Origin of the sequence: Halodesulfurarchaeum sp. HSR-GB (assembly GCF_031432215.1) — an archaeon.
Lineage (GTDB): Archaea > Halobacteriota > Halobacteria > Halobacteriales > Halobacteriaceae > Halodesulfurarchaeum.
In genome coordinates, this window is the sequence record NZ_JAVKGN010000001.1 from 740,802 (window position 1) to 764,041 (window position 23,240).

At 68.0% G+C, this 23,240-nt stretch carries 23 protein-coding genes; 5 read left to right on the forward strand and 18 right to left on the reverse strand.

Annotated features, from left to right (window positions below):
* Nucleotides 1-9: 9 nt before the first annotated feature.
* From RH831_RS04030 to RH831_RS04045, 4 genes are read right to left on the reverse strand one after another with little or no spacing between them, the layout of a single operon-like run.
* Nucleotides 10-738: a nucleoside phosphorylase gene (locus RH831_RS04030; protein ID WP_310552979.1), complete on the reverse strand. Its 729-nt coding sequence runs from the start codon at nt 736-738 to the stop codon at nt 10-12.
* Nucleotides 739-781: 43 nt separating this feature from the next.
* Nucleotides 782-1,708, reverse strand: a complete 927-nt coding sequence (locus RH831_RS04035; protein WP_310552980.1) for a PfkB family carbohydrate kinase — start codon at nt 1,706-1,708, stop codon at nt 782-784.
* 25 nt (nt 1,709-1,733) lie between these two features.
* Nucleotides 1,734-2,552, reverse strand: a complete 819-nt coding sequence (locus tag RH831_RS04040; RefSeq protein ID WP_310552981.1) for a DUF63 family protein — start codon at nt 2,550-2,552, stop codon at nt 1,734-1,736.
* A 53-nt stretch (nt 2,553-2,605) separates the two neighbouring features.
* Complete coding sequence (locus RH831_RS04045) at nt 2,606-3,562, reverse strand: ribose 1,5-bisphosphate isomerase (RefSeq protein ID WP_396275421.1); 957 nt, start codon at nt 3,560-3,562, stop codon at nt 2,606-2,608.
* A gap of 74 nt (nt 3,563-3,636) precedes the next feature.
* Here RH831_RS04045 and RH831_RS04050 point away from each other — a divergent pair, with 74 nt between their 5' ends.
* The 3 genes from RH831_RS04050 to RH831_RS04060 are packed head-to-tail and all read left to right on the forward strand — an operon-like array spanning nt 3,637 to nt 6,210.
* Entirely contained in the window at nt 3,637-4,227 is a 591-nt protein-coding gene (locus RH831_RS04050) for a hypothetical protein (RefSeq protein ID WP_310552983.1), read from the forward strand.
* A 40-nt stretch (nt 4,228-4,267) separates the two neighbouring features.
* On the forward strand, nt 4,268-4,906 hold the full coding sequence (deoC, locus tag RH831_RS04055) for a deoxyribose-phosphate aldolase (protein WP_310552984.1): 639 nt from the start codon (nt 4,268-4,270) through the stop codon (nt 4,904-4,906).
* A 56-nt stretch (nt 4,907-4,962) separates the two neighbouring features.
* Nucleotides 4,963-6,210: a tRNA (N(6)-L-threonylcarbamoyladenosine(37)-C(2))-methylthiotransferase gene (locus RH831_RS04060; RefSeq protein WP_310552985.1), complete on the forward strand. Its 1,248-nt coding sequence runs from the start codon at nt 4,963-4,965 to the stop codon at nt 6,208-6,210.
* On the opposite strand, the gene RH831_RS04065 is transcribed toward RH831_RS04060, so the two are convergent.
* From RH831_RS04065 to RH831_RS04090, 6 genes are all read right to left on the reverse strand, one after another.
* Entirely contained in the window at nt 6,207-7,061 is an 855-nt protein-coding gene (locus RH831_RS04065; RefSeq protein ID WP_310552986.1) for a coenzyme F420-0:L-glutamate ligase, read from the reverse strand. The genes RH831_RS04060 and RH831_RS04065 overlap by 4 nt on opposite strands.
* 40 nt (nt 7,062-7,101) lie before the next feature.
* A complete protein-coding gene (locus tag RH831_RS04070) occupies nt 7,102-7,362 on the reverse strand; it encodes a hypothetical protein (RefSeq protein WP_310552987.1) in 261 nt (86 codons plus the stop codon).
* Nucleotides 7,363-7,400: 38 nt separating this feature from the next.
* A complete protein-coding gene (locus RH831_RS04075; protein ID WP_310552988.1) occupies nt 7,401-7,829 on the reverse strand; it encodes a hypothetical protein in 429 nt (142 codons plus the stop codon).
* Between the two features lie 73 nt (nt 7,830-7,902).
* Nucleotides 7,903-8,442 carry an HIT domain-containing protein gene (locus RH831_RS04080; RefSeq protein ID WP_310552989.1) on the reverse strand — a complete coding sequence of 180 codons (540 nt, stop codon included), beginning with the start codon at nt 8,440-8,442 and terminating at the stop codon, nt 7,903-7,905.
* A gap of 36 nt (nt 8,443-8,478) precedes the next feature.
* Nucleotides 8,479-9,372, reverse strand: coding sequence for a type II methionyl aminopeptidase (map, locus tag RH831_RS04085; RefSeq protein WP_310552990.1), 894 nt, complete (start codon nt 9,370-9,372; stop codon nt 8,479-8,481).
* A gap of 39 nt (nt 9,373-9,411) precedes the next feature.
* Nucleotides 9,412-10,263 (reverse strand): isoaspartyl peptidase/L-asparaginase, encoded by an 852-nt coding sequence (locus tag RH831_RS04090; protein ID WP_310552991.1) that lies wholly within the window; start codon nt 10,261-10,263, stop codon nt 9,412-9,414.
* 85 nt (nt 10,264-10,348) lie between these two features.
* Here RH831_RS04090 and icd point away from each other — a divergent pair, with 85 nt between their 5' ends.
* Nucleotides 10,349-11,605, forward strand: a complete 1,257-nt coding sequence (icd, locus tag RH831_RS04095) for an isocitrate dehydrogenase (NADP(+)) (protein ID WP_310552992.1) — start codon at nt 10,349-10,351, stop codon at nt 11,603-11,605.
* Here icd and RH831_RS04100 read toward each other — a convergent pair whose 3' ends face one another.
* The 7 genes from RH831_RS04100 to cobN form a co-directional block, all read right to left on the reverse strand.
* Entirely contained in the window at nt 11,606-11,941 is a 336-nt protein-coding gene (locus tag RH831_RS04100; RefSeq protein ID WP_070365673.1) for a cupin domain-containing protein, read from the reverse strand.
* Between the two features lie 24 nt (nt 11,942-11,965).
* The gene (locus RH831_RS04105) at nt 11,966-12,736 is read right to left on the reverse strand and encodes an ABC transporter ATP-binding protein (protein ID WP_310552993.1); all 771 of its coding nucleotides are present in this window, start codon (nt 12,734-12,736) and stop codon (nt 11,966-11,968) included.
* Nucleotides 12,733-13,545, reverse strand: a complete 813-nt coding sequence (locus RH831_RS04110) for an ABC transporter permease (protein ID WP_310552994.1) — start codon at nt 13,543-13,545, stop codon at nt 12,733-12,735. Before RH831_RS04110 ends, RH831_RS04105 begins: the two co-directional genes overlap by 4 nt.
* 1 nt (nt 13,546) lies before the next feature.
* Nucleotides 13,547-14,647, reverse strand: a complete 1,101-nt coding sequence (locus RH831_RS04115; RefSeq protein ID WP_310552995.1) for an ABC transporter substrate-binding protein — start codon at nt 14,645-14,647, stop codon at nt 13,547-13,549.
* Between the two features lie 75 nt (nt 14,648-14,722).
* Nucleotides 14,723-15,481, reverse strand: coding sequence for a cobalt-precorrin-7 (C(5))-methyltransferase (locus tag RH831_RS04120; RefSeq protein ID WP_310552996.1), 759 nt, complete (start codon nt 15,479-15,481; stop codon nt 14,723-14,725).
* Nucleotides 15,478-16,143, reverse strand: a complete 666-nt coding sequence (locus RH831_RS04125; RefSeq protein WP_310552997.1) for a precorrin-8X methylmutase — start codon at nt 16,141-16,143, stop codon at nt 15,478-15,480. The genes RH831_RS04120 and RH831_RS04125 overlap by 4 nt, the downstream gene beginning before the upstream one ends.
* On the reverse strand, nt 16,140-19,868 hold the full coding sequence (gene cobN / locus RH831_RS04130) for a cobaltochelatase subunit CobN (protein WP_310552998.1): 3,729 nt from the start codon (nt 19,866-19,868) through the stop codon (nt 16,140-16,142). The genes RH831_RS04125 and cobN overlap by 4 nt, the downstream gene beginning before the upstream one ends.
* Before the next feature lie 32 nt (nt 19,869-19,900).
* Here cobN and RH831_RS04135 point away from each other — a divergent pair, with 32 nt between their 5' ends.
* A complete protein-coding gene (locus RH831_RS04135; RefSeq protein WP_310552999.1) occupies nt 19,901-22,105 on the forward strand; it encodes a VWA domain-containing protein in 2,205 nt (734 codons plus the stop codon).
* A 10-nt stretch (nt 22,106-22,115) separates the two neighbouring features.
* Here the strand turns inward: RH831_RS04135 and RH831_RS04140 are convergent, their stop codons facing one another.
* Nucleotides 22,116-23,237: a sirohydrochlorin chelatase gene (locus tag RH831_RS04140; RefSeq protein ID WP_310553000.1), complete on the reverse strand. Its 1,122-nt coding sequence runs from the start codon at nt 23,235-23,237 to the stop codon at nt 22,116-22,118.
* Nucleotides 23,238-23,240 lie beyond the last annotated feature (3 nt).

Genomic DNA, 23,240 nt, shown 5'->3' on the forward strand with positions numbered 1-23,240 from the left:
AAGAGCCTTTCAGTCGGCCAGGGACGCCGCCGCGGACAGTGCGAGGCCGATGGCTCGCTCGACGTTGTCCTTTGCTTTTGGCGGGAGTTCTTCTTCGCCCTCGCCCTTCTGGCTCCCGGAGACGAGATTACCGTCGACGGTACAGATCGCGCCGGCGTCCATCCCTTTGCGCCGGGCGAGCGTGAAGATCGCCGCGGCCTCCATCTCGACGGCCAGCAGGCCGGCGGCCTCCCAGTCGGCGACGACGGCGTCGGTTTCGGCGTAGAACGCGTCGTCGGTCGCGATCGGGCCGACGTGGACGGCCTCGTCGTTTGCCTCGGCGGCCTCGACCAGGGCCGAGACCACGTCATAATCCGGGACGGCGGGGTTCGCGACACTCTCGTAGCGCTTCGAGGTTCCCTCGTCCTTGGTGGCCCCGGTCGCGACGACCATGTCGCCGATCTCCATGTCGGCCTGGAGGGCCCCGGTGGTGCCGACCCGGATCACCGTCTCGACGCCCACGCGTTCGAGTTCCTCGACGGCGATGGCCGCGGAGGGCGAGCCGATTCCGGTCGAGACGATGGTCAGGTCGACGCCCTCGTAGGTGGCGTTGACGACCTTGTACTCGCGATTTTGTGCCACGGTCGTCGCGTCGGTACACTGGGCGGCGATGCGATCGACGCGGCCCGGGTCACCCGGGAGCAGCGCGATCTCGTTTACGTCCCCGGCAGCGACCTGGATGTGTGGCTGGTTGCCCATACCGGTGCATACCGCGGCGGGTCGAAAAGCCCGCTGGTGTGAGTTAGTCAGCCCGCTCGGCGAGGAAGGCCGCGAGTGCAGCCCGACTGGGTGCCGACCGGGCCCCGGCCGCCTGGACCGTGAGCGCGCCGCTTCCGTTCGCGACCGCGAGCGCCCGCTCGTAATCGGGTTCGGCTCCGCTCGATGGCTGCTCGAAGGACTCCCCGCCGACGGTGGCGGCCAGGAACCCGGCCGCGAAGGCGTCCCCCGCTCCGGTGGTGTCGACGGCCTCGACGTCATACCCTGGATGATGGTGGGCCTCACGTCCCGTGTACACACTCGCGCCGTCCGCGCCGCGCTTGACGACGATGACCCGGTCGGGGCTGGCCGCCCGCTCGATCGGGGGCCCGGACGCGGCGGGAAACACGGCGGTTGCCTCCCGCTCGTTGAGGAGGAGGACGTCCACCTGGTCCAGGAGTGGCTCGAAGGCCCGCTGTTCGATCCGCCGGCCGGGATCGAAGCTCACCGTGAGGCCGGCCGCGTTCGCGACTTCGATGAGCGCCGCTGCCGTATCCGGACGCTGGCCGGTGAGATGAACGTGATCGGCCCCCTCGACCATCGCCGACTCGACGGCCTCGGGCCCGATGGCCTCGTTCACGCCGTCGTTGGCCAGCACCATGACCTCGCCGGCTTCGTCCACGACGATGTACTTGACCGTCGTCTCGCCCTCGACGGTGACCACACCGTCGGTGTCCACTCCCTGGGTTCTGAGCTCGCGGGTCGCCATCCGGCCGTGTTGGTCGGTGCCAACACTCCCGATCAGGCCGGCCGCCAGGTCGAAGCCGGCGAGCGCACTGGCGACGTTGGCCGCGCTGCCGCCCCCGGCCCGGTGCTGCTCGGTGATCTGGGCCTCCCCATCAGGGTCCGGGAGCGCCGTCACCCGCAGGGTGACATCCCAGTTGAGGTGCCCGGCGGCGATGATCCGACCCATATCTGCCCCTGGGCCCCGCTGGGTGTTAAACCCCGGCGGGCCCGGCGACGGCGAAGAGAATCAGGTTGTGTGTTGCGGGCCCCAGTCCGACGGCCGTGATCACCAGGAGTAGCCCGTTCCCCAGTGGCGGGTCATCCCGGACCAGATCGGCGATGAACCAGACGACGGCGACGCCCAGCGCGATCTTCACCAGGGCGAACACCCAGCCAGTGCCGAGGTACGGCGCGGTCGGGAGCGCGGCCCCGAGTTCGATGAGCGCCGCCGAGAGGGGGGTCTGCTCGCCGAACTGCAACACGTCGATTCCGATCGTCGTGGAGATGCCATCCAGGACGTGCGCGAAGACTGCCACCCCACCGGCCGGTCCGAGGATGGCCGTCGTTTCCGGCTGGAACTGGCCCAGCGCGTACCAGATGAGAAGCGCCACCAGGCCGGCGAGCACCGCGCCGACGAGCGACCATCCGGGCCTGAACGAGCCAGCCTCCAGCGCGACGGCGATGGCAACGCCGATGGGCAACACCGAGAGGGCCACACCGGCGCCGGCCAGCCAGCGGTCGGTGGCCTCGAACCGACTCGCGAGCGCCCAGACCACGCCGGCGAGCACCGCTGTCGAGACATAGACCGTCGGCGAACTGAAAAGCGGGGCGAGCGCGGCCGGGACGGCCCCGATCTGATAGCAGACGTAAAGCGCCGACCCCAGCACCATCCACGGCGCGAGCGCCAGCACGGTGCGGGTCTGCAGTGCCACGTTCCGGCGGTACAGCCAGGCGCTCACCACCAGCAACGCGGCCGCCAGCCCCACCAGATAGGGGAGCGGTGGCAGCGTCGACCCGGTCGGTAGCAACATACTCTCACTCGCCCGCCCGGGGCCGAAAGCGTTGTCCTTGGCCGGTCGGGGTCTCAGTTCGGCTCCGCCCAGGGCTCCTCGTCCACGTCACCGTAGAGTTCCCGCATGAGCGAGACGATGCTCTCGGGCGGGTACTGGCCCCGCTCGGTGATGATCGCGTCGACGTGCCGGGGCGGCGTGACGTCGAAGGCCGGGTTCTTTACGGTGATCTCCCCGATTTTCTCGCGGTCCGCCTGGGAGATGACCTCGCTCTCCTCGCGCATCTCGATCTCGACTGTATGGCCCGTGAGCGTGCCGGGATGGAGCTTGATTGTCTGGGCTGCGACCACGATGGGCGTGCCCCGATCGCGGGCGCTGACTGCCAGCCCGCTCGTTCCGATCTTGTTGATCACCGAACCATCCGCGGCGATGCTGTCGGCTCCGACGAGGACGTGATCGACGTCGTTGAGATAGCGATGGGCGGCGCTGTCGACGATCAACGTCACCGGGACGCCGAGTTCGCGGAGCCGCTGGGCCGTGATGTGCCCCTGGTTTCGCGGGCGTGTCTCCTTCACGATGGCTTCGATGTCTTTCCCGGCTTCGACGGCGTGTTCCACCGTCGCCAGCGCGTCGGTGGAGTGACAGTGGGTCATGATGACGTCACCGTCCCGCAGCCGGTTCGCGCCGATTCGGCCCAGCCGCTCCTGGGCGTGTTCGAGGTCCGCACGGAACTTTTGTGTCCGGGTCAGGACGGTGTCCCGAAGCTCCTCGACGGTCGATCCCTCGAGGTCCTGGAGGACGAATCGCAGCGCGTTCGGGAGGCTCACCGCCGTCGGGCGTGTCTGATAGAGGGTCCGGGCGGCCGCCCGGAGTTCGGCCTCGAAGGCCTCGGGGTCGGTGGCCTCGCTCGCCGCGGCCTGACTCCCCAGGGCCGCCGCGGCCGCCCCGGCGATGGTGGCCGCCCCACGGATCTCCATGGTCTCGATGGCCTCGGCGGTCTCCTCGACCTCCTCGATGGGCATAGGTCCCATTGACGGGCACGGGCCAAAAAATCGCCCCCGGATCGGACCGATAACTACAGCATCGCGTGTCAAGTATGTAAGGTATGGACACTCGTCGCATCATCCTCGTCGCGGTTCTGCTCCTCGCCCTGCTGGCAGCTCTCTTCGCGTTCGCGGACTTCCGGGTGCTGGAATCCGAGACGACAGCGGACTCCTCGGTCGGGACGAGCCAGCTCGGTGATGCGGCTGCGCCGGTCGAGCGCCCAGTTCAACTCGTCGTCCTGGGCGAGAACCCACACGCCTCGATGCTGCGTGGTGACCTCGCTGCCGACCTCTCGACGCGGTTCCAGTCGATCGAGCAGGCTCCAGAGCCGACCGTCGACTGGAACGGCTCGCTTCTGGTCGTCGAACTTCGCGAACGTTCGGTTCAGTACAACCCTGTTGCGCCCAGCGGTCGCGTGACCGCCAGCTTTGCCTTCGTCGGGTCGGGGAACGTGACCCTCGCGACCGGCCTGGCGACCGAGGAGTCCGCACTGGTCGTCACGAACGCCGATTCGTACGTCGTTCACGGCGAGGTGACCGTGGTCGATCGAAGCCGCGGGCTCGTCACCCGGCCAGCCTACCGTGCGCACCTGCAGGCAGCCCTGGCCGAGGAACTCGCGACGGCCCTCGGTCGGGCTCGCGGGATGCCCTGAGTGAGGGTCCTTTTTGCCTGTGCCACCCGTTCGGGCGGCCATGAAGCAGGACGAACTCGCGGGGCACATCGATCATACGGTTCTCGGCCCGGAGACGACCATGGCCGACGTGCGCCAGGTGATCGAGGAAGCCGAAGCGTGGGGCATGAACGTCTGTATTCCGCCGTGTTACGTGGCCGAAGCCCGTGATCTGGCCGAAGCGGAGACGACCATCGCCACCGTGATCGGGTTCCCACACGGCCAGCACGACCCGGCGATCAAACGCGAGGAGGCAGTCCGGGCCGTCGAGGCGGGCGCTGACGAACTCGACGTGGTCCTCAACGTCGGTCGACTGCAAGCGGGCGAAACTGATGCCGTCAGGGATGAACTCGCCGCAATCGTCGAGGCCGTCTCCGTCCCAGTCAAGGTCATCGTCGAGGCGCCGCTGCTCTCCGAGGCGGAGAAACACGCCGCCGGCGAGGCCGCCGTGGCCGCCGGCGTGGACTTCCTGAAGACCGCGACCGGCTTTGGGGGCGGTGGGGCCACAGTCGAAGACGTCGAACTGCTGGCCGAATACCGACCAGTGAAGGCCAGCGGCGGCATCGGGAGCTACGAGGCGGCGATGGCGATGCTCGAGGCCGGGGCCGAGCGCATCGGGGCGAGTTCGGGAGTCGAGATTCTCTCGGGCGCGCCCGAGTAGCCGTCCAATCGGCCCCAAGCGCGACGCTTTTCCGGGTTCGGGACAACCCTGAGTCGATGGCCCGGTACTACATCGAGACCTACGGGTGCACGGCCAACCGGGGCGAGAGCCGCCACATCGAGCGGCGGCTCCGTGACGGCGGGCACCGGCCGGTCGAGTCACCCGAGGCCGCCGATGTGGTGATCCTCAACACCTGCACCGTGATCGAGACCACGGAGAACAACATGCTCCGCCGGGCCACCGAACTCGATTCTGGAACGGATCTCATCGTCACCGGCTGTATGGCGCTGGCCCAGGAGACGGCCTTCGAGGATGCCGGCGTGGACGCCCAGGTGCTTGGCTGGGACGAGGTGCCCCAGGCGGTCGGCAACGGGGAGTGTCCGACTGTCACCCCAGATACCGAACCGATTTTAGATGGTGTAATCGGTATTCTGCCCCTCGCACGTGGCTGTATGAGCGACTGCTCGTACTGCATCACCAAGGCCGCGACCGGGCGCATCGACTCGCCGCCGGTCGAGCGAAACCTCGACCGGGCCCGCGAACTGCTCGACGCGGGGGCCCAGGAGATCCGGATCACCGGCCAGGACACGGGCGTCTACGGCCTCGATCAGGGCGAGCGATGGCTCCCGGAGTTGCTCCGTGGACTGTGTGATCTCGACGGGGACTTCCGGGTCCGGATCGGGATGGCAAACCCCTGGGGGATCTACCCGGTCCGGGAGGAGATCGCCACGCTGCTCGCGGAGTGCCCGAAACTCTACAACTTCCTCCACCTGCCGGTCCAGTCGGGCTCGGATTCCGTCCTCGACGCAATGCGTCGCCAGCACTCAGTCGCGGAGTTCCGCGAGATCGTCAACACCCTCGATCGGACCCTCGATGAGTGGACGCTGGCGACGGATTTCGTCGTCGGCTTCCCCACGGAGACCGAGGCCGACCACCAGGAGAGCGTGGATCTCCTGGAGGCTGTCGAACCCGAGACCATCAACGTCACCCGCTTCTCGAAGCGCCCGGGGACCGACGCGGCCGAGATAAAGGGACTCGGCGGCACGGTCAAGAAGGAGCGCTCGAAGGACCTCTCGGCACGCAAGGAGGCGATCGTCGGGGCGGTCCACGAGGACCTGCTGGGCACCCGACGTGAGGTCATGGCCGTCGAACCGGGCACGGGGGACTCGATTCAGGCCTACGACGACGCCTACCACCGGATCGTCGTCCCGGGCGAACTGGCCGGGGACCGCTCACTCGGCGAGCGATTCGAGGTTACGATCACGGATCACAACACCTTCTACGCCTTCGGCGAGCCGGTTTAGAACCACTCCCTGGCCTTGATCCGGGCGGTTAGCTCCAGGCTCTTCTTGACTCCCGCTCGCAGTAGCCCGGCCGAGGACGCCCGCCCCTCCCCGGATTCGTAATCGAGCCCTCTGACGACGACCACCGGGGTTCGCTCGTCGCTCTGCCCGAACAGGAGTGCCGACCCCGCGGTGAGTTCGCTCGCGACTCGATCCATCCCGCCCGGCTTCGGCTGGCCGTGGAGGTCCGCGTGGCCGTAGTTCCGGTCGATGGCCTCGATTCCCGAGACCCCGATCGCCAGGTCCATCGACCCCGGGCCGACGATCTCCGAGTCGGCCAGGATCACGGCCACTTCGGTGTCGGTCCGCTCGGCGATCGCCTCCCGAATTCGCCGGGCGCTCGCGTCCGGGTCTTTCGGGAGTCGGGCCATCGTCCCTGGCGGCGTGTTCGACCAGTCGATGCCGGCGTTCGAACAGAGCCGACCGTTTCGCTCGGTCAGGAGCGCGGCGGGCATCTTCTTCAGCGCGGCGTGACCCGATCCGTCATCGGCGGTGTGATCCATGAGGTGCTCCTCGGCGATCTCGCTCACCGGAACCGCACCCAGGACCGCACTTTCCTCGTAGATCAGGGCCACTTCGCGGGGGTCGAGGCCGGTGGCGGCCGCAACCCGGCGCGCCCGGTCGTCGACTGTGACCGAATCGGCCTCGACGAGTCGCTCGTTTGCGATCGAGACGACCTTCGAGGTACAGACGACGACGTCGCCGTCTTCAAGCGGGAACTCCGTAGCCGTGGTTTCGAGGATCCGCTCGATCAGATCGTCGCCGGGCTCGACGAGCCCAATGTCGAGTCCGTGAAACGTCAGTTCCGCCATACGCTGTAGTCACGGGCCGATCACAATAGGTGTGTCCCGCTCACTCGCGCACGGCGCTCGCGATCGCCGCCAGTTCGGCCTTCCTGAACGACCGATCGAACGACTCCGCCCCCAGTTCGAGGGCCTTGGCGATCCGATTCCGCATCTCCGCTTTCGGCGGGAGTCGGCCAGTGTCGACCGGCGCTCCGACGGCCGCACAGATGGCCGCGAGTGCCTCTTTGGTGAATCCCGTCGATTCGATCCGCTCGTGTCGGCCGACGGCGACCCGGATCTCGTTTCGCAGTTCGTGAACCGTGGGCATACGTCACCCAGACTCGCCGTGGGGAAGAGTGTTCCCGACTAGCGGCCGAAAAATAGCGGGGCGACGAACAGCACGATCGGGACGAGCACCCAGATCCGGCCGGCGAGCACGTCGTACTGTGCGAGTGTGGTTCCCACCGGCTCGCCAGCGAGAAAGCCAACGAGAAACTCGAAGCCGATCGTCAACAGGGTCCAGAGCCCGCCGATGAGCAACAACTCAGCCTGGGTGTGTGATATTTCTGTCCAGCCGAAGTACCAGGCCGCGACCAGACCAATTACGGCCACGAGCAGGAGCGTGCTGAGGACGTGGGCCGGATACGTACCCAGTCGCGGGACGAGGACGATTTCCCTGAATCCGCCGTTGAGTACCGCGAGTACGGCCATAACTGCCCAGACGGCGAGCGGCCAGTAGAGGGCCGCTGGCCGGATCGACTGGGTGCCGGTGCTGGTGAGTGCCAGTTCGCTCATCCGTCAATATTCGCCCGCAAGGGCAAAACCGTTATCGGCAGTTTTCGGGGCCGTAGAACCGCAAGATGGTCGTTCAGAGCTCGACGGCCTGGCCGGGTCCGGGGACTGTCGCGTCCGGAAGCGTCCCGAAAGCCTCGTGGACGCGTTCGTAGGTGTCATCGACGGCCTCGACGATCATCTTCGTGTCCGCGATGACCGGCATGAAGTTGGTGTCCCCACGCCATCGGGGCACGACGTGGGCGTGGACGTGGTCGTTGATCGACCCGCCAGCGGCCCCATCCCCGAGGTTGTATCCCGTGTTGAACCCGCTGGGTGAGAGGGCCCGATCCAGCGCTTCGAGTGTCTGCTGGAGGAGGCGACTGTGTCCCAGCAGAGTGTCGTCGTCCAGAGCCCGGTACTCGCCGGTGTGCTCGTAGGGAACCACCATCGCGTGACCGGGGTTGTAGGGGTAGTTGTTCAGGATGACGAAGGCCTGGTCGTTGCGGGCGAGGATGCGGCTGTCCCGGTCGGTGTCTCGCTCGGGCAACACACAGAAGGGACAGCCCTCGATCTCGTCTTCGGCCGGGTTCCGCTCGACCCAGTCGATCCGCCAGGGCGAGAAGATAGTGTCCATACCGGGGGATGGCCCGGGGCGGAGGTAACTGTTGGGTCAGTCTGTGGTGAGCTCGACGCCGTCCTCGGTGACGATCATCGTGTGCTCGGCCTGGCTGATCTTCGTGCCGTCCGGGCCCTTCAGCACCGGATAGCTCTCCAGGACGTTCTGCTGGGTCAGCCGGTTCAGCGTCATGTCGGTCCGGGCCCCCTCGAACCACCGGGCCGCGAAGGGCAACCGGTCGTAGCGCTCGACGATCTCCCCGAGCAGCTCCCGGGCCCGGCGGTTTCGCACCGACCGCTCTTGTCGCAGCGAGTAGATCTCGGTCTTCTGGCCCTCCGAGACGGTCCCGCCGCCGTCGGTGGCGAAGGGCTCGATCGCGATCACGTCCCCGACTTCGAGTTCGACGCCGGTGTCGACCCCCCGGTTGGGAATGGTCGGGTTCGTGTGGGCGTCGTACTCCGCGAGCCCGTGGCCGCTCAGGTTCACGACCGGGTTGTAGCCATACGCCTCGATGACGTCCTGGATCTCGGCCCCGATCTCGCCGGTGTGTACGCCCGGCCCGGCGACCTCGATCGCCGCGTCGAGTGCCTCCTCAGCCGCCTCGATTAGGTCCGTGTGATCGCCCAGATCCACGCTGATGGCCGCGTCGGCGATCCAGCCGTCGACGTGCACGCCCACGTCCAGACAGACCAGTTCGCCCTCGTGGAACTCGCTCTCGTCGTCCCGACCCGGGGAGGCGTGTGAGGCCTCCTCGTCGATGCTGATGTTCGCCGGGAAGGCCGGCTCGGCCCCGGCGGCCTCGATCTGTGCCTCGGCGAACTCGGCGACGTCCAGGTGGCTGGCACCGGGCTCGACTTTCTCGGCGGCAGCGTCGAGTGTCTCCCGGAGGATATCCCCGGCCTCCCGGTACTTCTCGAAGCGCTCGGCGGAGAGGTCCACGTCTTCCATGGCCCCGGATTCAGCCGACAGGGAGAAAGCGCTTGTGGGTCAGTCGGCTCGCCAGGCGGTCTGCATCGCGGCTGAATTGAACGCCCTCCCCCGGTCGCCCGAGGGGTCGAGCACGATCAGTCCGGCGGTCGAGCCCGTCAGCTCCTCGAACGCTGCGAGTGCGCGCTCGGCTGCGGTGGCCGGGTCGGCACCGGACTCGACCAGGTCGACGGCCAGCCGGGAGAGTGTGACCTGAGCGATGTCCTCGCCGGCCCCAGTGGCGCTCGCGGCGGCCCGTTCGCTCGCGTAGAAGCCGCTGCCGACCTGGGGGACATCACCAACTCGCCCCGCAAGCGCGAACCAGCGGCCGCCGGTCGAGGTCCCGACCGCGATGGCGTCGCCGTCGGTGGCAACTGCTCCAATCGTGTCGTGGCCGCCGAACTGCTCGCGAACCCAGTCCAGCTGGGCGCGCGGGCCGCCCTCGGGTGGCGAGGCGTCGGCCCAGCGTTCTCGCGAGCGCTCGGTCCAGAGGTCGGCCTCGGTCTCGATCCCGAACTCGGCGGCCAGGGCGCTGGCCCGGTCCCCGGCGACCATGACGTGTGGTGTCTCCGCGAGAACGATTCGGGCGACGCTCGCGGCGTGCTGAACGCCGGGCATGGCGGCCGCCGCGCCGATCTGCCCCTCGCCGGTCATCAGGCCGGCGTCGGTCCGGATCACTCCGTCGCTCTGGACGGCGCTTCCCACGCCGGCGTTGAAGCGGGGGTCGTCCTCCAGTCGCCGGAGCGTGGTTTCCACCGCGTCGAGCGGGCGTTCGGCCGTGACGCCAGTCTCGACGGCCGAATCGAGGGCTGCCTGGCGCGCCGCTGGTTCCGCCGGGGTGTGTCCCGCGCCCCCGTGTGCGAGGACTTTCATACCGTGTCCTCGGCCCCCGGCGGCGAAAATTGCGCGGTTCCGGGGAAGGGCAGTCCTTTTGGCCCGCCCCCCTCTCCGGTCGCCTATGAGCTACGATCACGTGGACGTGCCCGCGGACGGCGAGCGGGTGACCTACGACGCGGACGCTGACGAACTTGACGTGCCGGACAACCCCATCGTGCCGATCCTCTACGGTGACGGTATTGGAGTGGATGTGGCCCCCGCCGCAAAGCAGGTCCTTCAGGCCGCTGCGGAGGCGACGGGCCGACACGTCGAGTGGATGCGCGTCTATGCCGGCGAGACCGCTCGCGAGATGTACGACGAGAACCTCCCCGCGGAGACCGTCGAGGCGATCCGGGAGTTTAGGGTCGCGCTGAAAGGCCCGCTTACGACGCCGGTCGGCGCTGGCTTCCGCAGTCTGAACGTCGCCCTGCGCCAAAAACTGGACCTCTATGCGAACGTCCGCCCGACCTACTACCTCGAAGGGGTCCCCTCCCCGGTGAAGGCCCCCGAGCAGATGGACATGGTGACCTTCCGGGAGAACACCGAGGACGTCTATGCCGGCATCGAGTGGGAGGCCGGCACCCCCGAAGTCGAGCAGGTCCGGACCTTCCTCGAGGAGGAGATGGGTGCTGCGGGCATCCACGAGGGCCCGGTCGGGATCGGCATCAAGCCGATCACCGAGTTCAACACCAAGCGGCTGGTCCGGGAGGCCATCGATTATGCCCTGGCAAACGACCGGGATTCGGTCACGCTGGTCCACAAGGGCAACATCATGAAGTACACCGAGGGCCAGTTCCGCGACTGGGGCTATGAGGTCGCCGAGGAGGAGTACGGCGAGGAGGTCATCACCGAGGACACGCTCTGGGAGGAGCGGGACGGCGAGCAGCCCGAAGACGCCCTCGTGGTCAACGACCGTATCGCGGACAACATGCTCCAGCAACTGCTCACCCGGACCGAGGACTACGACGTGCTCGCGATGCCCAACCTGAACGGCGATTATCTCTCTGATGCCGCCGGGGCCCAGATCGGCGGCCTGGGCATCGCCCCGGGCGCGAACTTCGGTGAGGGGCGGGTCCTCGCGGAACCGGTCCACGGCTCCGCGCCCAAGTACGCCGGCCAGGACAAGGTCAACCCGGCCGCGATGATCCTCTCGGGACGGCTCCTCTTCGAGTACCTCGGCTGGGAGGACGCGGCATCCCTGATCGGCGAGGCCGTCGAGCAAACCATCGCCTCGAAGTACGTCACCTACGACCTCCACCGCCAGATCGAGGGCGGCGAGAAGGCAAGCACCAGCGAGTTCGCCCAGCGGGTCGCGGCGACGATCGACGAGTTGGCCTGATCAGGCCCAGTCGGGATCGGTCCGTGGCGGGCTGAACACGTCGATGCCCTCGACGACGGTGTCGCCTCGGTTTTCGACGCCGTGTGGTTCCACGCTCGCAAGACTGTAGGAGTCTCCCTCACTCACGACGATTTCCTCGCCCTCGATCAGGAAGGTTAGCTCCCCGGCCACGAGGTAGCCGACCTGTTCGTGGGGATGGCTGTGCTCCGGGACGGTCGCGCCCGGTTCGATCTGAAAGTGCTGGACGCTCATGCGCTCGCCAGCGGCAAGCAGTGTCAGCTGAACGCCATCGACCGGTTCGGCGGTCTCGACTGTGTTGCGGGAGACGTGATCCATACCGGCCCAACGTGGGTGGCTCCCTTAGTTACCGTCGATCAGTTCGAGGATCCGCTCGCGATAGTCGGCGAGCGCGGGGTCGGTTCGGTCCCGGGGGCGGGCCACGTCGACGGTGACGGTTTCACGAATGTGGCCCGGATCCGTCCCCATCACGACCACCCGGTCGCCCAGGTAGACCGCCTCGCCGATGTCGTGGGTGACAAAGAGGACCGTCCGCCCCGTCCGACCCCAGACTGACAACAGGTCGTCCTGGAGATCCCGGCTGGTGTGGGCGTCGACACTCCCGAACGGTTCGTCCATCAACAGTACGGGCGGTTGCACGGCGAGGGCTCGGGCCAGCCCGACTCGCTGTTTCATCCCGCCGGAGAGTTCCGTCGGGTAGGCCCCGCCGGCGTCCCCGAGACCCACCGATTTCAGCTGTTCGGCCGCCCGCTGTCGTATCTCCGCCTCGGTGTGATCTGTCTCCCGCAGGCCGAAGGCGACGTTCTCCCGGGCGGAGAGCCAGGGGAAGAGCCGGGGCTCCTGGAAGACGACGGGTCGCTCCGGGGCTGGCCCGGGGACGTCCGTGCCATCGACCTGAACGCGGCCCGCAGTCGGGGCCTCTAGCCCCGCAACCAGCCGGATCAGCGTGGTCTTGCCACAGCCGGAGGGCCCGACGACCGTCAGTAACTCTCCCGGCTCGACTGTGAGTGACACGTCAGCCACTGCAGTCGTATAGCCGCCATCTGTAGTCTGGTAGGTCTTCTCGACGCGGTCGAAGCGGATCGTTCCGGGGCTGGGGTGATTTGCGGTCATTGTCGCCACGCGAGTGCCCGCCCCTCCAGGCTTCGAACCGCCCAGTCCGAGAGGAGAAAGACCGCGCTGATGACCAGCATGTAGGCGATGCTCCGCGGCATGGCGAGGTTGTTGGCGCTCGTGATGATCTCGTAGCCGACTCCCGGCGCACCGAAGAGTTCGGCCGCGATCACCATCATCCAGCTCTGCCCCACGCTCGTCCGGAGCCCGGTGAAGAGGGCGGGGGTGGCATCGGGGAGGACGACCCGCTTGAGCAGCCGCCAGTCCGAGTCCACGCCCAGCGTCGTGGCGGCCTCCATCAGCTCCGTCGAGGCGTCTTCCACGCCGCTGTAGGCGTTGTAGAAGGCGATCCAGAACGCCCCGATGAAGACGATAAAGGCCGCCCCCAGATGGCCGAAGCCGAACCACATGATGGCAAAGACGATCCAGGCCAGCGGCGGGATGGGCCGCAACACCCGGATGACGGGGGCCGACGCGTCGTCGAAGACCTGATTCCAGCCGGCAGCCACGCCCACGCCGCTCCCGGCGAGCACGCCGAGAACGACCCCCGGGACGTAATGGAGCAGGCTCTGCCCGAGATAGACGAATGCGGCCCCACTGGCGAGTTCGGTCACGAGCGCCTGGCCGACCTCGACCGGCGTCGGGAGCAGGTAGGCCGGCTGGGGCTGGGCCACGAGCCACCAGAAGCCGAGGAAGAGGATGGTCCCACCGACGCCTCGGCGGAGCCGGGAACCGCCGAGCCACGCGTGGCTCCCTGACCACCCGGCGTCGATCCCCTCGGTCCGGTCGAGGTCGAAGTCGACTGCCATGTCAGTTCGAAACCGCGTCGTAGACCTCCAGATCGAAGGCTGTGGCAAAGCCAACGTCGGAGTCGAGCAGTCCCTCCGAACGCATGTAGTCCGCGAAGACGCCGGTCCCGGCCTCGATCTCCCGCGGGTCGGAGACGTAGGTGGAGGCCGCGGAGTCGATGGCCTGGCGGGCGGTCGCCGTCGAGAGGGAGTCCCCGATCGCCGCGCTCGCGGCGGCCGCTGCCTCGGCTGGCTGGTCGTTGATCAACTCGGTCGCCTGGACGTGTGCCCTGGTGACGTCCCGGGCCAGGGCCGGCCGTTCCGCGAGGAGTTCATCGCGGACGACCATGATACCGCCCGGCAACTCGGGGAGGAAGGACTCGGGCTCGGCGAGGTACTCGACCGCGGCGTCTTCGGTTGCGAGTCGAGTCAGCGTCGGTTCGTCGAGTGCCGTCCCGGCGGCGTTCCCCGAGAGCAGCGAGCGTCGAATGGCCTTGATACCGGCCATGGTCTGGATATCGATGACATCCCGGGAGAGCCCGAGTTCCTCGAAGAGCCAGTAGGTCGTGACGAGGTTGCCCATGCCGCCCGCGGGGCCCGTGGTGAACTGGACGGGCTCGCCCCGTTCCTCGCTACGCTGTCGGAACGCGTCTGCCCCCTCGCTTTCAAACTGGTCCGCGAAGGTGGGTTCGCCGACGAGAACGAAGCCGTTCTTGTGATTCGCGGCGACACCGGTCGCCGGGACTCCCTTCTCGATCATCTTGAGGGTCTGGGTGACCCCGAAAAAGCCGACGTCGAGGTCGCCGTCGGCAAAAGCGGACACGATCGACGCGTCCGTCCCCGCGAAGTTCGTCGGCTCGACGGCTGCATCGAGTTCCGAGAGCGTGCCCGTCTCGCTCATCACGAGGTACTGCAGGGCCGCGAACTTCGGCTTGTACCCGATGGAGAGGGTTGGCTGTGTCTCCCTGCCGCCGGAACACCCGGCCAGGCCCGCCAGCGAACTCGTTACGAGGGCCGTGCCGGCCGTACGCAGAAACGTCCGCCGGTCGAGTCGAGTCGGTTCCCGGCCCTCGACGGCTTCGGCCCGTCCCCCAGCCCCGCCTTTTCGGTCTGCTGGCTCCATCCTTGCTCGTCGCTACCGGGAGGAGGGTGTAAACAATTACGATTGAGATACACCAATTTCAGTTGTTGTACACGACTATCGCGGGGCGCGAACCGCCAGCACCGAGAGGTCGGAAAAGGGCGTGTCCTCGGGGCCGTCACCGCCGGCGTGTTCGGCCAGTTCCCCCAGCGTGAGTCTCGTCACCGACTCGCTCTCGTGGGTGAGTTCTTCCAGGACGAGCGTGTCGAGTTCGGGATCCGCGCCCGAATCGAGCAGGTCGGCGGCGATGTCCCCGGGCATCACGTCGTACGGTCTGGGCAGCACCAGCAGGTTGCGCTCGCCGACGACCGCCCGCAGGCGCTGAAGGCCTGGCTCGATGTCCCCGGACTTGTGCAGCGTGACGAATCGGGTGTCCTCCATGGGCGTCCGGGCCCGACTCGCCGCTACCTGAATCGCCGAGATGCCCGGGACGACCTGGACCGATCGGTCGACCGCGTTTTCGACTTTCCCGAGGAACTGATACCCCGAGTGGTTCGGATCGCCCATGAGTACCGCCACTCCCTGGGCCCCTTCGGCGACTCGATCGCCGAAAGCTGCGAGGGCTTCGGCCTCGTCTTTGTATCCACAGGTCAGCAACTCCGCGTCGGTGAGTTCGGCGACCATCTCGACGACCGTTCCGAAGCCGACGACCACGTCCGCCTGGGCGATCGCGTCCCGGCCACGTTTCGTGAGGAAGTCGGTGTTCCCAGGCCCGATCCCGACCGCGATCACCGGGTTCTGTGCTGCTGTGTCCTCCGGCTCGGCGGCGGCCGCGTCGGCCGGGTCGGGCCCCGAATCGAGGTCGTACTCGCTCATGCCTCGATCACCCCGTCCTCGATGTCCGTCGCGACGTGAATCAGCTCGTTCGTGAGCGCTGCAGCCAGGCCACTCCCGCCGCGTCGGCCCACGTTCGTGATCGTCGGGACCCCAGTTGCCTCGCCGACTTCCCGGAGCCGCGCCCGGCTCTCGGCGGCCTTGATGAAGCCGACCGGTGTCGCGACGACCGCTGCGGGTCGGGTTCCCGCTTCGATCCGTTCGGCGAGGGAAAGCGCCGCGGTCGGGGCGTTGCCGATCACCGCGATGGCGTCGTCATAGACCCCCTGTTCGTCGAGTGCGAGAACGCCGGCTTCGGTTCGAGTGATCCCCGTCTCCTCGGCGCGATCGTCCCCCTCGCCCAGTGCCGTGTACTTCTCGCAGTCGTGCCCCCGGTCGGTGATGCCGTGACGTGGCATGTTCACGTCGGTGACGATCGGTTCGCCCGACAGCACGGCGTCGGCCCCGCTCCGGATGGGGTCGTTGCCGAACCGCATGAGATACTGGAACTCGGGGTCGCCGGTCGCGTGGACGGCCTTGCGGCGGAACCGGTCCCGCAGCGTGTCCCCCGGAACGAGCTTCGAGACGATATCGAGGCTCGCTTCGGCGATCGCCTCCCCGTCTTCGGTCGTGGCCCCGAGGTCCGTTTCGTAGGAGTCCGTCATCGGGCCACCTCAGGGTCCGCTTCGAGTTCGCCATCGACCGACAACTGCAGGTCCCGAAGCCGGTCGATGGTCTCCTGGTCGGCCGCCCAGAGGTCCCGGTCGATGGCCTCCAGGAGCGTCTCGGTCACGTGTTCCAAGGCCCACGGGTTCTCGTCCATGAACCACTCCTGTCGATCCTCGTCGAAGGCATACGCGTCTGCCACCTGCTCCCACAGCGTGTCGCTGACTGCGTCGGTGGTCGCCGCCCAGCCCAGCGTGATCTCGACGGTGGTCGCGAGGTCGCCCGCGCCCTTGTAGTCGTGTGCTTCCATACTGTCGATCCAGTCGGGGTTGAGTACTCTGGTGCGCATCGTCTGTCTGAGTTTCTCCTCGTTGGTGTAGATCTGCGGTCGGTCCGGGTCGCTCGCGTCCCCCACGTAGGAGGCCGGTTCGCTGCCGCTCCGGTCGGCCACGGCCCGCTTGAGCCCGCCGTGGAAGGCATACCAGTCAGAACTGTCGAACTCGTCCTGTTCGGCGGTGTCTTCGAGTTTTACTGTCGCTTCGATCCGTTCGAGTCGCTCCTCCAGGGCGTCGTGAGCCGCTTTCACCTCGCCGTCACCGTCCACGGCGTAGCCGCCCCAGTTCACGAACACATCGGCGAGGTCGCTCTCGTCCGCCCACTCGCCGGTGGTGATCGCCTTGTTCGTCCCGGACCCGTAGCCGCCGGGCCGGGTCGTGAAGACCCGCTTCAGGTCCAGATGGCCAGCCCCGCCTGCCGTTTCCTCTCCCGCTTCGAGTGCGTGCTTGCGCACGAAGTTCTTCGCCGGCGGCTCATCGAGGCTGGCGACCGTCTCGACGGCCTCCTGGACGAGTCCGGCCACGCTTGGGAACGCGTCCCTGAACAGGCCCGAAATTCGGGTCGTCACGTCGATCCGGGGACGGCCCAGGTCATCGAGGGGGACTGGCTCGACCGCCTCGACCCGGCCGGCGTCGGTCCAGACTGGCTCGACGCCGAGCAGGGCCAGGATCTGGGCGATCGTCTCGCCCCGGGTCCGAACCGTCGGGGTCCCCCAGGCGACCACGCCGACCTCCTCGGGATATGCTCCCTCCTCGTCCAGATGGCGATCGAGGACGCCTTCGGCGACCGACTGGCCGACCTGCCAGGCCGCCTTCGAGGGCACGCGCCGCGGATCGAGGGTGTAGAAGTTCCGGCCCGTCGGCAGCAGGTCCGCGTTCCCCCGGGTCGGGGCCCCACTTCCACCCGGCGGGACGTACTGCCCGGCGAGCGCGGCGGCCGTGTTCGCAAGCTCGTCCTCGGCGGCCTCGATCCGGGGGACTAGCTCGTCCGCGATGTACCACAGGACAGCCTGGAGGTCAGCGACCGCCTCCGGATCACGTTTCTCGCCGAGCACCGGGAGGTCCGCCGAGAGTGCCTCGATTTCCCCCCTCGTGACTTCGAAGTCACGCTCGGCCAGCGCGCCCACGAGTTCGAGGCTCCGCGCAGAGACGGTCTCTGCGGCCTCGGCATAGAACGAGCCAAGCGCCGGATCGTAGGTCGCTGGCTCCTCGATCATTCGTTCGGCGTCGATTCCCATGGCTCCGGCCACCGATTCCCGCAAGCTCGGCGCGCCGGGGTTCGCAAAGCGTGTGAGCGCCACGAGATACGCCACGAGTCGCTCGCCCGCGGGTGGCTCCCCGAGCGTGTGCAATCCCATCCGGATCTGGCTCGTCTTCACGTCGGTCAGGTAGGCGTGCAGTTCACGGACCAGCCGGTCGGTTTCGACATTCTGCATGTCGTCGATGCCCAAATCCGGGCCTAGATCCTGTGCCTGGGCCTGCTCCCGGATGCGGGTCGCCAGACCGGTGAGGTCGGCGTCGTTCGCCCCGTCCCGGGATCGATCGCGGTACTCCCTGACCATCGTTTCGAGGTCGGCGAGGTCCTCGTGGACGCCGGCGGTGTCCATCGGTGGGGTCAGGTGGTCGACGATCGTGGCGTAGGACCGTCTGGTCGCCTGGGTGCCTTCGCCCGGGTTGTTGACGATGTACGGGTAGACGTTCGGCAGGCCGTCGAGCAGGCCGTCCGGGGCACTCGCCCCGTCGAGCCCCACGGTCTTGCCCGGGAGCCACTCCAGGCTCCCGTGGGTGCCCAGGTGCACCACCGCGTCCGCGTCGAACTGTTCTCGCAACCAGCCATAGGCGGCGACGTACTCGTGGGGCGGCTGCAGGGCGGAGTCGTGATACACCTTTTCGGGGTCGGCCTCGAAGCCTCGTGGGGGCTGGACGGTGACCACAACCGACCCCAGATCGACCCCCGGGATGTCGATCGGAGCCGTCGGTGGCGGGCCCCACTCCTCGCGAATGGCCGCTTCGAGCTCCGAATCCAGGTCGGTGAACCACTCCCGGTAGGTCGACGGCTCGACCCGAGCGAGCCCGCTCTCGGGCTGTTCGGGGTCGGTCCACCGGGCATCACGCGTGAGTTGCTCGACCAGTTGCTCGACGATCCGCTGGCCATCCGGGGGCCGATCAGTGATTCGATACCCGCGATCGGCCAACTGATCCAGGAGTCGATCCAGGCTCGCCGGCGTGTCGAGGCCGAAGGCGGTCCCGATCCCGTCGTCCGAGGGGGGATAGTTGTGGAGGACCACCGCAACTTGCTTGTCACTGGGGGGTTTGCGCCCGAGCCGAGCCCAGTTCGATACCAGCCTGGCCGCGTGCCCGACCCGGTCTTCGAGTGGTTGGTGGAGGAGGGGTGCGGTCCCGTCGGCCGCCCCGTCCCACGTGCCAGCCGCCCGCTCCTTGCCGCTGATCGGGTGGGAGACGACCACGCCGTCGAGTTCGGGCAGAGCCACGGAGAGGGCCAGTTCGAAGGGTGGGAGGCCCGCGTCGTCGGCCCGATAGGCTGCCCGGGAGCGCATCGAGACCATCGCCTGCACCACGGGCACGTCCATCGCCGCGAGGAATCCGGTCGTGGGGTCGGCCGGTTCGCTCGCCGAACGCCCCCGTTCGTCCATCGTCAGTGAGTACATGAACGTCGTGAGGACCGCATCGACGACCGCACCCGATTCGTCACTGAACCAGTGCTCGGCGACCCAGCGGGCGTCTCGCTCCCCGGTCGGGTTCGTGAACACCGGGAAGGCGTTTACCCCCTCGGACTGGAGGGCCCTGACGAGGCTGTCCACGTACCGGGTGTTCTCGAACGTCCAGTGGCTCTCGTAGAACCAGATGCCCACGGTGGGCCGATCCGGGTCGAAGGTTTCGCGGAGGTCCTCGACCGTCGCCCCCGGATGGTCCGGGTGGTACACCCCCGTCGAGGGCAGATCGACCGGTTCGTCGTGGGGCCAGTCGGCCGCGTCGAACTCGTCGGCGAGGTACCTGATCAGGTTCTCCATGTTGAGCACCCCGCCGCGGTCGAGATACGCCCGGACGGTGGACTGAACCCCCGGCTCGACGGTCGAATCCGTGTCCCCCGTAGCGGTGCCCGATCGAGCGACGACGACTGGAACGCCGCGTTCGACCAGGCGTTCGCGGACGGATTCGAAGTCCGGCAGCCGGGATTCGGAGCCGTGCAGCCAGAAAACCGCCACGTCACAACGAGCGAGCCGATCGACGAACTCCGAAACCGCCTCCGGACCGTCCAGGGCGGCCCCCGAGCGGACCAGGAGGTCGACCCCGGACAGCCGATCGGCGGCCGCCCTGATCGCGGTGACCGGCTGGTCGGTCGCCGTGTAGAGCCCGATGGAACACATCCTTATTATACTCGGGTTGGTCTACTACAAGTATGGTTGGGTTTCAGTCCGACGTCCCGTTTCCGGCGATCGTGGGGCAGGATCGCCTCAAGCGGGCGCTGCTCGCGGTCGCGGCGAACGACGCCATCGACGGCCTGTTGATTCAGGGCGAGAAAGGGACGGCGAAGTCGACGGCGGTCCGGGGGCTCGTGGACCTGCTCCCGACCCAGCGTGCGGTCGCGGACTGTCCCTACGGCTGTCCGCCCGATGATCCCGCTCGCCAGTGTGACTCGTGTCGAACGCGAAGCGATCCGCCGGTCGAGACCCGGCCCGTCCCGCTGGTCACGGTGCCACTGGGGGCCACCCGCGAGCGCGTCGTCGGTTCGCTCTCCCTCTCGGACGCGCTCGACGGTGAGTCGACCTTCGAGCCGGGCCTGCTCGCCCAGGCGAATCGGGGCTTTCTCTACGTGGACGAGGTGAACCTGCTCGACGATCATCTGGTGGACGTGCTGCTCGATGCCGCCGCCAGCGGCGTCAACCGGGTCGAGCGGGACGGCGTGAGCGAGACCCACCCGGCGGATTTCACGCTGATCGGGACCATGAATCCCGAGGAGGGGGACCTCCGGCCACAGCTCCGGGATCGCTTCGCGCTCCAGGTCGAGGTGACCGGAAGCGAGGATCTCGATGAGCGGGTGGCGATCGTCGAATCCGCGCTGGAACGCGACCCCACGAGCGATCCGGCTGAGGCACACCAGCAGGAGATAACGCGGCTCCGCGAGACGCTTCTCGACGCTCGGGCGGCACTCGAAACGGTCGCGCTCCCGACGGAACTCGCCGGAACCATCGCCGAGGTCTGTGTCGACGCCGGCGTGGACGGCCATCGTGGCGACATCGCCGCGGCCAGGGCGGCACGAACATTTGCGGCGCTGGACGGCCGCGAGACTGTTCGGGAGGCCGACGTGGAGGCCGCGCTTCGCTACGCGCTCCCCCATCGTCTCCAGAGCCGCCCGTTCGAGGAGCACACACCCCTGGAGGACGTGCTTGCGGATCACTTCGGCGACGACGATCCCGAACCGCCGGAGCCAGACCACCAGGGCGAGGAGTCGGCTGGGGATGAGGCCGAACCCGGGGGCGGGTCCGGAGACGGTGACCAGCGTCAGGGCCGAGGCGAGGGGGATGTCGATTCGACCGCCAGCGGACGTGGCGACTCGAACGCTACAGGAAGCGGCGATTCGAACCCCGAGGGAAGTGGTGATACGAACCGTTCTCGACAGCCCAATTCCCCGCCCGCCCGATCGGAAAGCGGTGGGACGGGCGGCCGCGAGACCGAAGCCGAACCCGGCGACGGGCAGGAAGCGGGCCGTGACGGCGATGACAGGGATACCGAGGAACAAGCTGGCGACGAGGGCGATTCGGACGCGGAGGCGTCGGCGGACGAACAGACGGCCCGGCCGCCACCCGGCACCGCTTCCCCGTCACCTGGGTCGGGTGCCGCCCCCGACCTCCAGATCGACCCCTCCGCCCAGTCGGGGTCCGACCCGGCCGGATCGGGACGGGCCGAAACTGATCCGGCCGTCGACGCCGACGGCCCGCGGATCCGAACCGCGCCCGCCGAATCGGCCGCGGACGTGGACGTGGCGGCGTCGGTGCGGGAGGGAGCCAAGCGTGGCAGTGAGTCCCTCGAGCGGCGGGACCTCCGTCAGTCGGTCCGTGCGGGATCGGCGACGGCCCTCGTGGTGTTCGCGGTCGACGCCAGCGCTTCGATGCGGCCCGCGATGCGGGCGGCCAAGGGGACGGTGCTCGAACTGCTCAAGGAGAGCTACGAGGAGCGGGACGAGGTCGCCTTCGTGGCCTTTGCCGGCGACGACGCGGAGGTCCTCCTGCCCCCGACCGACAGCGTCTCGCTTGCCGCGCGACATCTCAAGGACCTGCCGGCCGGCGACCGCACCCCGCTGCCGGCCGGCCTGGAGACCGCAAGCGAGCTGATCGAGCGGGCCGACCCGGCCGTGAGCGTCGCCGTCGTGGTGACCGACGGCCGCCCCAACGTCGCCGCGGGCAGTCCCACGGCGGCGACTCGCGAAGCAGCCACTGCCCTCGGCGAGACGGCCGGGGAGGTGCTGGTGGTCGACGCCAGTCAGCCGGGGGACCGGGCCGCCCTGATCGACGATCTGGTGACCGCCGCCGGGGCCCGAGCGATCCCACTCGAAGAACTCTCCGAGGCATCGGTTCAGGCTGTCAGGAAATCCGCGAACGACTAGTCAGTCCGGACTACTCGTGGCCGCAGTTGCCGTGGCCGTCACAGTCCCCGTGGTCGTGTTCATGGCCATGGTCGTGGTCGTGTCCGTGGTCATGACCCTCTCCTTCTCCCTGCCCGTGGTCATCCCCGTGGCTGTGGCCATGTCCGTGGTCATGACCCCCTCCTTCTCCGTGACTGTGGTCGTCTCCGTCACCGTGACTGTGATCGTGGCCGTCGCCATGGCCATCCCCGTGGTCGTGGCTGTGTTCGTGGTCGTCGCTCACGTGGGCCAGGGTATGCTCCAGCGAGTGGACAAAGGCCTTCTCGCCGCCGACTTCGTCCTCGTAGTCTTCGAGTGTGACCTTGTAGATGCACTGATCACAGGACATCGAGACCGTGCCCTGGCGGGCCTCCATGACCCGGTGTTCCAGCGCCCGGATGAGCCGCTCGTCGACGCCTAAGACGTCGGTGTGTGCAGTTTCGATCTCCGGGTGTGCCGTGTCGTACTCCGCGACGGTATCCGCGATCCGCTGGTTGAGAACTCCATCGCCGAGCATGTAGGGCATGACGATCACCGCGTCCGGTTCGTGGCGACTCACCTCGGTCAGGGTCTGATCGAGGCGCGGTTCGGTGATGCCGATGAAGGTCGGCTCGACTCGTGTGTAGGGCCGTCCCTCCTGGACGAGTCGGGCGAGACGGTAGGCCTCGGCGTTGGCGTCGGGATCACTCGACCCGCGGGCGACAAAGACCACGGCGACGTCGTCGGTCTCCGGGTCGGCGTCCATCGTCGCGGCGGTCTCGCTGATGCGGTCGGCGACGATCTCGATCATCTCCGGGCGTGCCCCCAGGTTCGAACCGTAGTCGAACTCGACCTCGGGGTAGGCCTGGCGGGCGTGCTGGACGAAAAGCGGGATGTCGTTTTTCACGTGCCCCGCCGCGAACAGGGAGAGCGGGACGACCGTGACCGACTCCGCCTCCGGGGCCAGCGTCTCGATCCCCTCGTCGATGAGCGGCTCTGTCAACTCGATGTAGGCGGGCATGACCCGCTCGCCCAGGCGGTCCTCCAGGGCCGCCGCGACTTCCTTGACCTGTTCGTTCGATTCCTCGCGTCGAGAGCCGTGTCCGGCGAGTAACACCGGTGTGTTCGTTGTCATGAT